The 13283-nt window shown below is 38.0% G+C and carries 13 protein-coding genes; 9 read left to right on the top strand and 4 right to left on the bottom strand.

Annotation, left to right across the window (positions count from 1 at the left end; translation table 11 throughout):
• Positions 1-143 precede the first annotated feature (143 nt).
• The gene (locus tag B2X72_RS04860; protein ID WP_070570199.1) at positions 144-848 is read right to left on the bottom strand and encodes an IclR family transcriptional regulator; all 705 of its coding nucleotides are present in this window, start codon (positions 846-848) and stop codon (positions 144-146) included.
• Positions 849-945: 97 nt separating this feature from the next.
• Here B2X72_RS04860 and B2X72_RS04855 point away from each other — a divergent pair, with 97 nt between their 5' ends.
• Entirely contained in the window at positions 946-1668 is a 723-nt protein-coding gene (locus B2X72_RS04855; RefSeq protein ID WP_070570201.1) for a 3-ketoacyl-ACP reductase, read from the top strand.
• Between the two features lie 135 nt (positions 1669-1803).
• On the opposite strand, the gene B2X72_RS04850 is transcribed toward B2X72_RS04855, so the two are convergent.
• Positions 1804-2052, bottom strand: a complete 249-nt coding sequence (locus B2X72_RS04850) for a hypothetical protein (protein ID WP_145327516.1) — start codon at positions 2050-2052, stop codon at positions 1804-1806.
• Positions 2053-2836: 784 nt separating this feature from the next.
• Here B2X72_RS04850 and B2X72_RS04845 point away from each other — a divergent pair.
• Positions 2837-3298, top strand: a complete 462-nt coding sequence (locus B2X72_RS04845; protein ID WP_088163129.1) for a helix-turn-helix domain-containing protein — start codon at positions 2837-2839, stop codon at positions 3296-3298.
• A 109-nt stretch (positions 3299-3407) separates the two neighbouring features.
• Here B2X72_RS04845 and B2X72_RS04840 read toward each other — a convergent pair whose 3' ends face one another.
• Both B2X72_RS04840 and B2X72_RS04835 read right to left on the bottom strand, forming a co-directional pair.
• The gene (locus B2X72_RS04840; protein WP_112374983.1) at positions 3408-3905 is read right to left on the bottom strand and encodes a hypothetical protein; all 498 of its coding nucleotides are present in this window, start codon (positions 3903-3905) and stop codon (positions 3408-3410) included.
• Between the two features lie 17 nt (positions 3906-3922).
• Positions 3923-4300, bottom strand: coding sequence for a hypothetical protein (locus B2X72_RS04835; RefSeq protein ID WP_112374984.1), 378 nt, complete (start codon positions 4298-4300; stop codon positions 3923-3925).
• Positions 4301-4500: 200 nt separating this feature from the next.
• Between B2X72_RS04835 and B2X72_RS04830 the strand changes: the two genes are divergently transcribed.
• The 7 genes from B2X72_RS04830 to B2X72_RS04800 all read left to right on the top strand — a co-directional run.
• Positions 4501-5508, top strand: coding sequence for a helix-turn-helix transcriptional regulator (locus B2X72_RS04830; RefSeq protein WP_286848435.1), 1008 nt, complete (start codon positions 4501-4503; stop codon positions 5506-5508).
• Between the two features lie 124 nt (positions 5509-5632).
• Positions 5633-6217 carry a hypothetical protein gene (locus B2X72_RS04825; protein WP_286848434.1) on the top strand — a complete coding sequence of 195 codons (585 nt, stop codon included), beginning with the start codon at positions 5633-5635 and terminating at the stop codon, positions 6215-6217.
• Between the two features lie 151 nt (positions 6218-6368).
• The gene (locus B2X72_RS04820; protein WP_286848433.1) at positions 6369-7844 is read left to right on the top strand and encodes an HsdM family class I SAM-dependent methyltransferase; all 1476 of its coding nucleotides are present in this window, start codon (positions 6369-6371) and stop codon (positions 7842-7844) included.
• A 1-nt stretch (position 7845) separates the two neighbouring features.
• Complete coding sequence (locus B2X72_RS04815) at positions 7846-9039, top strand: restriction endonuclease subunit S (RefSeq protein WP_286848431.1); 1194 nt, start codon at positions 7846-7848, stop codon at positions 9037-9039.
• A gap of 75 nt (positions 9040-9114) precedes the next feature.
• Positions 9115-9585, top strand: a complete 471-nt coding sequence (locus B2X72_RS04810; RefSeq protein WP_286848429.1) for a hypothetical protein — start codon at positions 9115-9117, stop codon at positions 9583-9585.
• Positions 9575-10102, top strand: coding sequence for a helix-turn-helix transcriptional regulator (locus B2X72_RS04805; RefSeq protein ID WP_145327510.1), 528 nt, complete (start codon positions 9575-9577; stop codon positions 10100-10102). The genes B2X72_RS04810 and B2X72_RS04805 overlap by 11 nt, the downstream gene beginning before the upstream one ends.
• Positions 10103-10194: 92 nt before the next feature.
• Positions 10195-13283: DEAD/DEAH box helicase family protein (locus tag B2X72_RS04800; RefSeq protein ID WP_286848427.1), on the top strand; the 3089-nt coding region annotated here is incomplete at its 3' end.

Here is a 13283-nt window from a genome sequence, read left to right as displayed (position 1 = left end):
AAATGAGTAAAGGAAAAGAGTCCTGGAATTGGCGAGGACTCTTTTCCTTTACTCAACAATAATCAATGTTACAATTTTAATTGTCACAGTACAATAAGCATGATGCATTCCATCTACACGCTATAGAACGATTATCGTGTAGATTAAGATACCTTATTCTTTAATAATGATTGAATGATCTGTATTCCCTGTTGCATTTCTTTAGTTCCAAAACGATACGATGGGCCTGAAATACCAATTGCTGCCAATAATTTATTATTACTATAAATTGGTACCGCTACGCAATTCATCTCTTTTTCCAAACGTTCATAATCTTCAGCATAGCCTTTTTCTATTACATTATCGAGTTGCTTTTGCAATTTGATTTGTTCTGGCTCGATGAGATTAACCATTAATTGTTTGGTCAAACTCGGTGAATGTGCCATAAAAACATTACCCAAAGCCGAATTCATTACATCCATTTCTTTACCTACTTCTAGACTTATACGTACAGAGCGTTTGGGATCGCTTTTTAGTTCGTGCCGCATATAGGATCCTAGCTGTATGGTTAGATAAGCGGTTTCACCGGTGAGTTCGGTTATTTTTTCTACGATAGGACGATAGTCTGTTTTCAGTGTAGCGGTAGAATATTCCGTTGGGATGAGGTGATGCATTTTGCCTGTGAGGTAATATCGGGTAGAAAGTTCCTCTTGATCTGCATAGCCCATATGCACCAAGGTTTTAACAAAATTATGTACCGTAGATTTTTTCATATCCAAACCTGATGCAATATCTTGTATACGCACCCGATTACCGTTTTGTACCATATAATCCATAATGAGAAATAGCTTCTCGAGCGACTGTATCATGTTTTGTTCATTATTACGGAACAAATTTACATTTTAATACTCAATAGTCGTTTATAATAAAATAAAAACAGAATTTTGCGATATATAAAATAGAAATATGCAAGATTTAAAAAATAAGAATGCCCTTATCACAGGTGCTGGTAAGGGGTTAGGTAAAGCGATGGCTTTGGAATTGGCAAAAGAAGGGGTCAATATCGCTCTGGCAGGTCGTACAGAAAAAGATTTGCTACGGGTAGCTGCTGAAATCAGTGCCATTAACAGCGATGTAAAAGTGCAAACTTATGCCTTGGATGTCTCAGATTATACAGGTGTACAAGACACGGTAAAAAGTATTTTGGAAACTTTTGAAACTATTGATATTCTTATCAATAGTGCCGGAGTTTTGGCTGTAGGAGGTATCAACGAATTGCCAGTTGAGCAATGGGAGCAATCTTTCAAAATAAATGTATTTGGAACGTATTATATGATCCACGAGGTATTCCCGGAAATGGTCAAAAACAATGGTGGTGATATCATTAACATAGCATCTACCTCAGGTTTGAAAGGTTCTGCAAAAATGAGTGCCTACGGAGCATCAAAAGCAGCGGTGATCAATCTTACCGAGAGTGTGATGCAAGAAGGCCGCAAGTCCAACATTCGTGTATCGACCATCAACCCGAGTACCATTGCCACAGATATGACGGTGAACGCCAACTTCACCGATGGAAACGAAGAAAAAGTATTACAGCCGGAAGATTTGGCGACCCTAGTCGTACACCATCTGAAATTGCCAAAACGTGCTTTTGTAAAAGAATTCAGTTTGTGGTCTACCAATCCATAAGGTTTTTTATTGTCAACGTTGTAAGAAGAGGCTAACTGAACTACGGTTAATTTAGCCTTTTTTATCATCATTATTTTGATAAACCTTTTTATCAGGAGTGTAGATGGTGATAAAGTGACTAATTATTTCCCGCCCCTAACCCTTGTCAGTGTTTTTCTTGAAATACCTAGGTAAGAAGCGATCATATAAAGCGGAATGCGATTGTAGATATTGGGGTAATTTGACACAAAATCTTCGTAGCGTTTCTGGGGTGAGTCTTTGAGTTGATGCATAGTTTGCTACCATTCCCTCTCTGTGGAGCAAAGCTCCCTTTTTAATCTGTCTGTATTCGCCGTATTGCCCCATGAGTTCCTCGTCTTCTTGCGTCAAAGTTCCTTTTTCCATAATCCATGTTTAATTGGTTTATCACTTTTACAGATCTCGACCGGCTCTGACGGATTTTTTGGAAAAACTTGATCTTATGATAGGTATATTAAAGCTGAATAGCACATTGACAAAATTGGTATTGATATATTTCTTATTAAACAGATTTAAAGCGAGCGCCAACCTTTGTGTATACGAATTATTGATATGCTACGGAAAACGAGTAAGCGAACGCCAATTGTGTAAGTTTCTATCAAGAGCATGCCCACCTATCGTATATACTTTTAGTACTGTTGAGCGCGTGAGAAACTAGTTGTGCATAATATAGATTTTGTACTTGAAATCACTTTCAACCTGCGGTGTCACAAACGGTCAGCTATTCTTATATGTAGCAGACGTAAGACAGCCACTTTATGCATACGTTATAAAGTTTCCTTATTAACAAGGAACGGCCTCAGTTGTGTATATTAGGACAAGAAGCCTTATTGCAGATCGTTGGTCTCCCGATTTTTCACAGCAAGGCCCACCCTTTGTATATACCGAGCTCTAGTACAAATAAATAGTATTTAGTGAGTGATCGTTATCCTCACCCTAAGGCTTCACAAGCAGCCTCATTATTTTTAATTTTTATTGATCTTATAAAACTTCTTTCAATACCAATAGGTCAAAGAGCATTCAGCGGTTACTGTTCATTACAATAATAATTCGTAACTTTAAAGGCAAAGTTATTGCATTACTTATTATTTTAGGGTGTGGTATTCCACCGATTTACCGGTAAAAAACCAGCCTCTAATTTTGCTAGATTATGAATACTATTTTTAAAGAAAAAAACGAAACCATGCATATCGGTCACAATATTAAACGCATCCGTGAGATTCAGGGAATTAAGCAGGAGGCTTTCGGTCAGCTTTGCCGCAACAAATACTCGCAGCAACGGATTTCGGACTTTGAAAATATGGTCGCACTCGATGAGCCGCTTTTAGAAGAGCTGGCTACTGCATTGGGGGTAACAGCTGAATTTGTTCAATCTTTTAAGGATGAGAATGTAATTTATAATATACAGCATTCACATACATTTAACGATCACTCAACCAACTCTAGTCAACATTCCCAACCAACATTTAACAATGATGGATCAGATAAGCTGGTCGCATTGCTTGAAAAATTTATTGAGGAGGATCGAGCGAAGACACAATCCATTGCAGCATTGAGCCAGGCGGTGTTGGACCTTACCAATGAAGTAAAAAAATTGAAGGAAGGAAAATAGTACTCCGTCGTATAAAAATTATAAAAAAGGGATGTTCAGCAAGAATGAACATCCCTTTTTTATGACTATTCATTTATAAATCTAAGTGAATAATATTGTTAACGACAATTTATCTACCCAATGCTTTGCGACGTTCGATTTCGGCTTGTAGGCTTTGGAACCAGGTTTGGTAGACCTGCGGCTCATAGATCATTTGTTCTTTTGTATCTTTATTCACCTGACCCCAGTAACCGTTGCGGCTAGACTCAGACCCTTCGTACATGGTAATCTTGACTTCCGTTACTTCATCATTTATCGGTTCTATATAAAACATCGCTTTGGAAGTATTGGCATCTTTGGATACACCCGTCCAAAAACGCTGGGAAGCAGCATTTTTATTTTCAATTCTTTTGCTGGCGTTGATCAATCCTGTTTCTTTATCGGCGCGATCAATGATATAGCTTTCGGAATGTAGTAGACTGATTACTGACTTGAATACGAGTTCTTGATTAGATTCCAATTGCTTTGTGGTCATCATCTTTACTTCAGTAGGTGATTTGGTAACCATTTTTGTAGCACATGAGCCAAATAGGATGGCAATACATAATAACGTAATAATTTTTTTCATTTTTGTGTGTTTTAAGGTTAAAATGCGGTAGATATAACGGAATAATCTGCAACAATATCTTTTTCATCAAACGTAATGATCAGATCAAAAGATCTACTGCTGCTGCTTTGGCTCGCACGTTGACCAGCAAAAAAATCTGTTGATCCCGCTTTTTGTTCGACTGACATCTTGTTGTAGCTCCAGACTTCACGGTTTGATTTATTTTTGGAAACAAGATTTGGCGATCCAAATAGTTTGAGGATTTCGTCTTGTGTTGTTTCACCTTTGATGATTCGGCTTTTGACCACCCCCATGGTCAGGTTGCTCTTTTCTGTGGGGCCCTCACTGCCATATTTATAACTTTGGCAAGCGCTCAGCGATAAGATCAATAATCCTGAAAGTAGTAATTTATACATAGTTAAATAATTTTGGCAAACATATCCAGTTCATTTCACTAAACATTACGGGTTACCGTAGGAAATGTAATTATTGAATGAATAAACTTGCTACAAAGTAAATAAGGTCCTGTGCACTGTATGTTCACTGGTTTACGATCTTCTATGCACATACAATGCATAGAAAAGCCTTATCTTTGTTATAGACCAATAAATTAGTGATGGCCACCAACAAACATGCAATTATACGTTACGAAGCCTTGGACAGGTGTTTTTCCAACAAAGGCCGGAAATTTTTTATCGATGACCTTATCGAATATGTCTCGGCAGCTTTAATGGACTATACTGGCAGAAACTCCTCTATCTCTCGCAGACAAATTTTGAAAGACATCGATTTTATGCGTAGTGAGACAGGTTTCCGAGCCCCAATAGCATCTTTTAAAGATGGGAAAAAGACCTACTACCGTTATGCCGATGGAGGATATTCGATCGGCATGCAACAAATCAACCCCGTGGAAGCTGATTTACTAAAAATGACGCTGGATATGTTAGGAAGATTTAAAGGTTTGCCCCAATTTGATTTTGTCCAAGAACTGGCGTTGAAACTCAAAAAGAGTTTTCAATTGGAGGATCTGGACGAATGCATCTTTTTTGACCAAAATGAATACCTTAAAAATCTCCATCTTTTGGGAGATTTGCTAAAATTCATACAGCAAAAACAAGTATTGACCGTACGGTACAAATCGTTCAATCAAGATAAAGAAGAAGATTTTTTAATACATCCATATTTTCTGAAACAATATAACAAGCGATGGTTTCTCTTTGGCCAGCGGGACGGCTTTGATACTTGGACCAGTCTAGCGCTGGATCGTATGATTACGTTTGAGTCAGCCGAAGGTATCGCATTTAGTCTTCAGAAGGACACGCATGAAGCGTACTTCGAAGATATAATAGGCGTAAGTAAACCTATTGGCGGCGCTTGTCAGTTTGTCAAAATCAAAGTGAATAAGTCGCTATGGCCATATATTGAATCGAAGCCTTTACATCCTTCACAGACTGTTATCGAACGCGGCTCGGAATATATCATCTTGCAACTGGAGATTATTCCAAATTATGAGTTTTATGCTCAGGTACTAGGTTTTGGTCCTGCTGTGGAGGTCATTCACCCTAAGCAACTTCGGGAAGATTTTAAAGCCAGAATAGAAGAAAGTTTAAAACAGTATAAGTAAGTCTTTCAATTTCTGCCTCACAAATTCTCCATATAATTGCGAACAAAGGCAGACGATCTGACAACTATGCATATAGAGTGCACATACACTATTTACATTTGTATTATAAACTAAAACAAATAGAATGATGACTTTTTTTAAAACTAGCGATCAACGCTATGAGGTAGAAAATCACCTTTTTTGGATGTATCGCGTCACTTACGAAATCGAGATGCATATTAACGCTGTCCTTAATTTAGATAGATTAATATCCGAGAATGGATTACGAGGTGATCTTAGTACAGATATGATTTTTTACCATAACGAATTAGCATTAATCCGTACTGCTTATATTTTGAAAAACAACCCTAAAGATGATGAGAAGCACTCATTAAACTGTTTGAAAAACTATCTCGAAGGTAACCAAGTAAAAACAAGCAATGCTTTGATTAAAACAATTTTGGATAAAATATCACTTTTTTATAAAAAGTACCAAGGAGATATAGATAAGCTTATAAATAGAAGAGATGCCGAGGCTCATGAATTTAAAACCAAAGAGCAAATTAAGATTTCGAATGAAAATCCAATCTCCTTTAACAAACAAATGGAGGTAATTCAAGAGGTCCGAAAAATAATCAACGATTTATATGTTGTGCTCTTTAGGAGAGATATGTCTCCTGATTTAAAATATCCAATTGATTGTATGGTAAGATATACGATCATAGTATAGAAATAATAGCTTCAAATTTAGACAGGAATTAATATACTACAAACCGGTAAAAAATCCTAGCGAAGTTTTTTGATTCTTTCGTAGCGATCAAAAAGAACAAAAACAAATCTTTACCTTTACAGAGCAAAAAAAACAAATTACCCCAATACTGATGATTACCGGAGAAATAAAATCCCAAATAGATAAAATATGGAATGACTTCTGGACAGGAGGAATTTCTAACCCCTTGACCGTTATTGAACAATTTACCTATCTGATTTTCTTAAAACAATTGGATGATAGGCAGATTACGATTGACAAAGAAAAACAATTATTAGGAAGCTCAAAAAAAGCAGATATCTACACTGAAGAGCAGAAGCCACTACGTTGGTCTTATTTTAAAGAACTAGATCCTGAGCGCATGATGGATATCTTTCGCATACCACAAACAGATCTAGAGAACCTGACGGCATTTGACTTTATGCGTACGCTCGGTACTGCAGGAGGTAAATTTTCGCAGTACATGAAAGGCGCAACTTTCATGATAGAGAGTCCAAGTCTGTTAGATAGCGTAGTACAACAGATCGACAAATTACCGTTGAGTAACAGAGATACGAAAGGTGATCTATACGAGTATATGCTAAGTAAAATTGCCGAGGCAGGTACCAATGGGCAGTTCCGGACACCACGGCATATCATCCGCATGATGGTGGAGCTGATGCAACCCCAGCAAGACGATACCATCTGTGATCCGGCAATGGGTACTGCAGGTTTCTTGGTGAACGCTGCTGAGTACATCCAAGAAACGCATGAAGATTGGCTGCTCGATAAAACCTTCCGTGAGCACTATTACGGCAATATGTTCAATGGAATGGAAATCGATCCCTCCATGTTGCGCATAGCTTCGATGAATTTGCAGTTGCACGGCATTGAGAATCCGGTACTTTTTTCAGGTTCTGCCTTAGCTGAGCGCAATGGTATCAGTTCACAATATTCCCTTATCTTAGCCAATCCGCCATTTAAGGGCGCGCTGAATGCAAATGATGTTGAGAGCTCCTTGCTCCAAATGACAAATACGAAGAAAACCGAGATTCTTTTCTTGAGTCTGATGCTACGCATGATGACATTGGGTGGACGTGCCGCTGTGATCGTTCCTGATGGCGTTTTGTTTGGATCATCCACTGCGCACAAAGCCATTCGCAAAGAATTGGTGGACAACCAACAATTGCAAGCTGTAATCTCCATGCCTTCAGGGGTATTTAAACCTTATGCAGGGGTAAGTACAGCAATTCTGATCTTCACCAAAACCAATTCGGGCGGCACTGACAAGGTATGGTATTACGATATGAAAGCCGATGGCTATAGTTTAGACGATAAACGCAGTGCTATTGCTGCTAATGATATCCCCGATATTATCGCACGATATCATAACCAAGCTAGCGAACAAGATCGTAGCCGTACGGATCAGTCATTCTTCGTACCAACACAGGAAATCCGAGATAATGGGTATGACTTGAGTATCAACCGCTATAAAGAGGTCGTGTATGAGGAGATCAGCTACGAAAAGCCTGCAGCTATCCTTGAGCAAATCGCAAGTATCGACCAAGAAAGACAAGCATTGTTAGACGAATTGAAAGGGCTGTTGTAGTATGTGGGAGAAAGTTAAGTTAAAGGAGATTTGTAAATTGGTTACTGGCAAAACTCCTCCAACAAAAAATGCCGAGTATTTTGGTGAAGATTTAATGTGGTTAACACCAGGTGACTTCAATGAAAAATTTATTCAAAAATCAGAAAGAGGTGTTACCACATTAGCACTTAAAGATAGGAAGATTAATTTAATACCATCAAATAGTTTATTTATAACTTGTATTGGAAACATTGGAAAATTAACAATCAACAAAGTCGATGCATGCTCAAATCAGCAAATAACTGCTTTATGCCCTTTTAGTGAAGATGTCAATATAGAATTCTTATATTATTACCTCCAAACTATTCAAAAACATCTTTCTTCAATCGCAAACAATGCAGTTGTTCCAATTATCAATAATGGTATTCTAGGAGAAATAGAAATACCACTCCCACCGTTACCTATTCAAGAAAAAATAGCCACGATCTTGGACAAGGCAGATGAACTACGTCGCAAAGACAAAGATCTACAAGCCAAATACGACGAACTTGCGCAAGCTATCTTTATCGATATGTTCGGCGATCCAGTTAGAAATGAGAAGGGTTGGGAGGTGAAGAAGTTAGGGGAATTGTGTAGCAAGATTTTAAGTGGAAATACACCCAAAGGCGGTAGTGAAGTATATGTAGAGTCTGGAATTAAATTCTTTAGAAGTCAAAATGTGTGGAAAAACAGACTTGATTTAGATGATATAGCTTATATCGACGAAGCTACACACAAGAAAATGAAGAATACTAGTTTAAAAAATAAAGATATCCTTATTACTAAAACTGGAAGAATTAATACAGAAAACAGCAGTTTGGGCAGAGCTGCATTATATAGCGGTGAAAATGACTGTGCTAACTTAAATGGTCACGTGTACTTAATTCGTGTCTATTCAAAATTTATAATTCCTGAATTTTTAGTATTTATTCTAACAACAATTCAATATCGTGACCATATTAGAAGTGTTTGTGTGGGAGGAATTGATAAACGTCAGTTAAATAAGGAGCATATTCAAGATTTTCCTATAATTCTTCCCCCACTCCACCTCCAAGAAGCCTTTGCTAAAAAAATAGAGTTGATCAACCAGCTGAAAGCACAAATCAATGCACAGAAATCCGAAGAACTTTTTCAATCCTTATTGCAGAAAGCATTCGAAGGTGAGTTGGTAAGTTAGTCTCCTTTCGTTTTTATCCAATATTAGAACAAAAAGTTTACATTATCTGTAAACTTTTTTAGTTATATTCGTGTTGTGAATATCATCGAAGTCGCTACAAGTCAGTCCCATTTAATCGAAATTGCTCCGGTTCAAAAGAGTGATTTCAAAAACTTACCTGCCAACAGGTATTTCTTTGATTGGAATGAGGAAGCTGATTTTGAAATATTTAAATTGACGATTAAAGGGAAAGACGATATATTGGGCTTGATTTCTTTTGAAAGAATCCCAGATGAGATGCGGATCCATGTGAGGTTATTAACCGCATCGGTAGAAAATGTGGGGGCAGCTAAAATATACGACAGAATTATTGGCAACTTATTGGCATACGTGGCCAAACTTGCAGTACGTGATTTTGGTGAATGGGCCTGTATTTCATTACGTCCCAAAACCCAGATCGCACAGCATTATATCGACAAATATAAAATGAATATTACCGGAGTGACACTTAGTTTAGAGGTTCCGGAGATTTTTGAATTAATTGAACTTTATGACCATGACAACTAAAAAAACAACGCTTTTGAATACGGTCGAATATGGCGTAGACGCGAGGTATAATTCGCAGGAGGAAAAACAAAATGATGCTCAACTGTTAATGCAGGCGAGAAAGGATAGGATGGCTAGAACGTCCGAACAGGATATCATGCGCGCAAAATTGATGCAGCTAAAACTACAAATTGACGAGTACTTGAACTCCGCTGAAAGTGATGTGCAACATCAATTTACGTCATTTTTAAATACATATATTAATACCATCTACGAAAAACAACAACAGTTTGCACAAGATTTGGATATTACACCTGTGTCTCTAAGTCAGATATTGAACAATCATCGTGAACCGAAAGAGGAGTTTTTTAAGAAGCTGATGATTCATTCCGAGCGTATTTTTAAGGCGATTAAAGGCTTTCATAAACAGAGTTGGTATCAGGTATACTATCGTGACAAAATCAATGAAACAATGGCACATCAGGATGAGTGGCGTGAAGAACTTGAAAAGAAAATAAAGTTTCCGGCATTTTCTTAATGATTTAAGGATAATTAATGTATCTTCCATGGGTATCCTTTCATGTAGCGATAAAACCATATTAATATAGATAGAAAATTGAGTAGAAATAAATGGCATCAAATTTTGACTTTTTAGCAGAAGAGTTTCCTCTTATTTACCAAGAAATCACACCGGCAGAACAGCATACTTTTACAGCACCGCGTTTTGCGGCGATGCTATGCCGCTCTACCCTAGAGATGTCGCTTTTTTGGCTTTACGACAATGACTCGGATTTTGAAATGCCATTTGACAAATCGATCAATAGTCTGCTGCATACGGACTCATTCCGTGAAAACATAAGGTCCTCTGTGCGTGAAGAATTGAATACTGTTCGTTTATTAGGCAATATCGCTTCGCACGCAGGAAAAGGGAATACCGTAAAAACAATTAAAGATACAGAGGCCTTACATGTACTCAAATGCATGTACAACTTTTTACATTGGATAGCAAAATTATACGCCAAAAGATTTCCGGGAGAAGCACAATTCGATGAGAATCTAATCCCTCGTGGTCTGGTCGATGATATCAACGTAAAAAAAGTTAAAGAACTAAATCAATCTTATCAAGAGGCTCAAAAGCTTGCAGATGAAGCCTACAAAGAAAAACAAAAGGCTTTACTGCAGAATGAAGTGTTGCGCAAACAGTTGGAAGAAGTACAATCGCTACTCGCCAACAGAAAGGAAGAACGAGAACAAGTTATCGCCGCTTTACCAGCGCCGCCTATGCTCATAACTGAGCTGGAGACACGTCGCTTGCTCATCGATCTTTATCTGAGAGAAGCTGGATGGGACAACCTACAAAAACCCCGCGATCTGGAGTTTGAAGTAAGTGGAATGCCTTTATCAACGAATCCTTCTGGCAAAGGATACATCGACTATGTCCTTTGGAACGATGATGCCAAACCACTAGCGATTGTTGAAGCTAAAAGTACGCTTCACGATGTACATAAGGGTCAACACCAGGCCACACTTTATGCGGATTGTCTAGAAAAAAATACCGGCCAGCGCCCTATTATTTTTTACTCCAATGGGTATGAAACGTATATATGGGATGATCAGTTTTATCCGCCCCGACAGATTTACGGTTTCTACAGCAAATCGGAGTTACAAACATTGATCAAAAGACGGGAATCGCGAAAGGATATCAGGAAATTTGAAGTAAATGCTGCCATCGCGGGGAGATATTACCAGCTAGAGGCAATACAGCGACTTTCGGAGCATTTCGTAACGGTGAAGAATGATAAACTGAGAGGAACAAATCGTCGTGCTTTATTGGTGATGGCAACGGGCTCAGGTAAAACACGTACTGCTGCTGCCATTGTGGATATGCTTACTAAGTCCAATTGGGCAAAACGGATACTTTTCCTGGCAGATAGAAATGCGTTGGTCACACAGGCTAAAAATGCGTTTAAGGAGCATTTACCTCACTTGTCAGCAGTAGATCTGACCAGAGAAAAAGAAACAGGTCATACCAGAATTGTTTTTTCGACTTATCCAACCATGATGAACCTTATCAACAACCAAATGGAGGGCGAAAGTCGGGATTATGGTGTAGGTCACTTTGATGCTATTTTCATCGATGAAGCACACCGCTCCATTTATCAAAAATACCAATCTATCTTCGATTACTTTGATGGTTTATTGATTGGGTTAACGGCTACACCCAAAAAAGATCTTGATAAAAATACGTATTCATTTTTTCAATTAGAGGATGATATACCCACTTTTGCCTACGAATTAGATACTGCCGTAAACGACGGCTTTTTAGTACCGCCACGCTCGTATGCTGTCCCTGTACAGATGGTAAGGGATGGCGTGAAATACAAAGATTTAAGCGATGAGGATAAGGCCGAATTAGAGGAAAAGTTGGGATTGACAGCGGTATCTGATGAAGCCCTTCAGGAATTTGAAGTTGGAGCGTCTCAGATTAATTCTTTTTTATTTAATGAACCTACAGTAGATCTTGTTTTGGATCACCTCATGAATAATGGGTTAAAAGTAGCTTCTGGAGATAAGGTCGGCAAAACGATTATTTTTGCCAGAAACCATCGTCATGCTGTTTTTATCGAAGAGCGATTTAACAAAAACTATCCCGAATATGGAGGCAACTTTTGCCGGGTCATTGACAATTACAATGACAAAGCGCAAGATTTACTTGAAAAGTTCTGTTATGACAAAGAAGAACTAGAACCTCAGATTGCTATTTCGGTCGATATGATGGATACAGGAGTCGATGCGCCTAGCGTACTGAATCTCATATTTTTTAAACCGGTAAAATCATATGCTAAGTTTTGGCAAATGGTAGGAAGGGGTACTCGTTTACGTCGTGATTTATTTGGACCCCATGAGGATAAAAAATTCTTCCTACTATTTGACTACTGCCGAAACCTTGAGTTCTTTCAGGAGAATCCGGACGGTTATCAAACGAATACCCAAAGACCTTTAAGTCAACTGTTGTTTCTGGAACAATTACATGTTGCTAACCTTATTCAGGAGAATATGGATGCCAATAACCAAGATTTAGCTTTAGCAAAGGAATATATCAATCAACTACATGCCAAAGTAGCGCAGCTGGATACAGCTCGGTATGAGGTCAGAAAGCATCTCGCTGTAGTGCATCAATTTGCAGATAGAAGCAAGTGGGACAACCTCAATAAATCTGCTATCATTGCTATAGAAACGGAACTGTCTCATCTTATTCCTTACACTGAAGACATAGATGAAATGGCTAAACGATTCGATCTAAATAGTTATAAACTGCAAGGAGCAATGATTAATAAATCTCCGCGGCAGACCGTCCTTATCCAGAACTTTATGGATATAGGAAAGAGACTATTAAAAAAGCGAAATGTACCTGCTGTCGCTGCTAAAGAAATCGTCATAAGAGAGATGGCCTCCATAGATTTTTGGCAAGATGCATCAGTATCAAAAATTGAAAATCTACGAAAGGAAATTCGAGATCTAATACACTTGCTCAAAGAGGAGAATAACATTAAACCTATTTATACAAAGCTTGATGATAATCTTTTAAAGGAAGAAATTATTGGGTATGATATTATCGCAAATTTTAAAAATCTACAAAGTTATAAAGATCGAGTAACCGCCTTTATCAAAAAGAATAAGCATCATCTTGTGATCGACAAATTGCATAAAAATCAACC

It is taken from the genome of Sphingobacterium sp. UBA7253 (assembly GCF_002472745.1).
Lineage (GTDB): Bacteria > Bacteroidota > Bacteroidia > Sphingobacteriales > Sphingobacteriaceae > Sphingobacterium > Sphingobacterium siyangense.
The sequence above is the reverse complement of the archived record's forward strand: the minus strand, read 5'-3'. Positions and strand labels throughout refer to the sequence as shown.

Bases quoted from the DNA above. Each gene is read 5' to 3' on its own strand.
- B2X72_RS04860 (WP_070570199.1), bottom strand. From the start codon at position 848: ATGATACAGTCGCTCGAGAAGCTATTTCTCATTATGGATTATATGGTA.
- B2X72_RS04855 (WP_070570201.1), top strand. From the start codon at position 946: ATGCAAGATTTAAAAAATAAGAATGCCCTTATCACAGGTGCTGGTAAG.
- B2X72_RS04850 (WP_145327516.1), bottom strand. From the start codon at position 2,052: ATGGAAAAAGGAACTTTGACGCAAGAAGACGAGGAACTCATGGGGCAA.
- B2X72_RS04845 (WP_088163129.1), top strand. From the start codon at position 2,837: ATGAATACTATTTTTAAAGAAAAAAACGAAACCATGCATATCGGTCAC.
- B2X72_RS04840 (WP_112374983.1), bottom strand. From the start codon at position 3,905: ATGAAAAAAATTATTACGTTATTATGTATTGCCATCCTATTTGGCTCA.
- B2X72_RS04835 (WP_112374984.1), bottom strand. From the start codon at position 4,300: ATGTATAAATTACTACTTTCAGGATTATTGATCTTATCGCTGAGCGCT.
- B2X72_RS04830 (WP_286848435.1), top strand. From the start codon at position 4,501: ATGGCCACCAACAAACATGCAATTATACGTTACGAAGCCTTGGACAGG.
- B2X72_RS04825 (WP_286848434.1), top strand. From the start codon at position 5,633: ATGATGACTTTTTTTAAAACTAGCGATCAACGCTATGAGGTAGAAAAT.
- B2X72_RS04820 (WP_286848433.1), top strand. From the start codon at position 6,369: ATGATTACCGGAGAAATAAAATCCCAAATAGATAAAATATGGAATGAC.
- B2X72_RS04815 (WP_286848431.1), top strand. From the start codon at position 7,846: ATGTGGGAGAAAGTTAAGTTAAAGGAGATTTGTAAATTGGTTACTGGC.
- B2X72_RS04805 (WP_145327510.1), top strand. From the start codon at position 9,575: ATGACAACTAAAAAAACAACGCTTTTGAATACGGTCGAATATGGCGTA.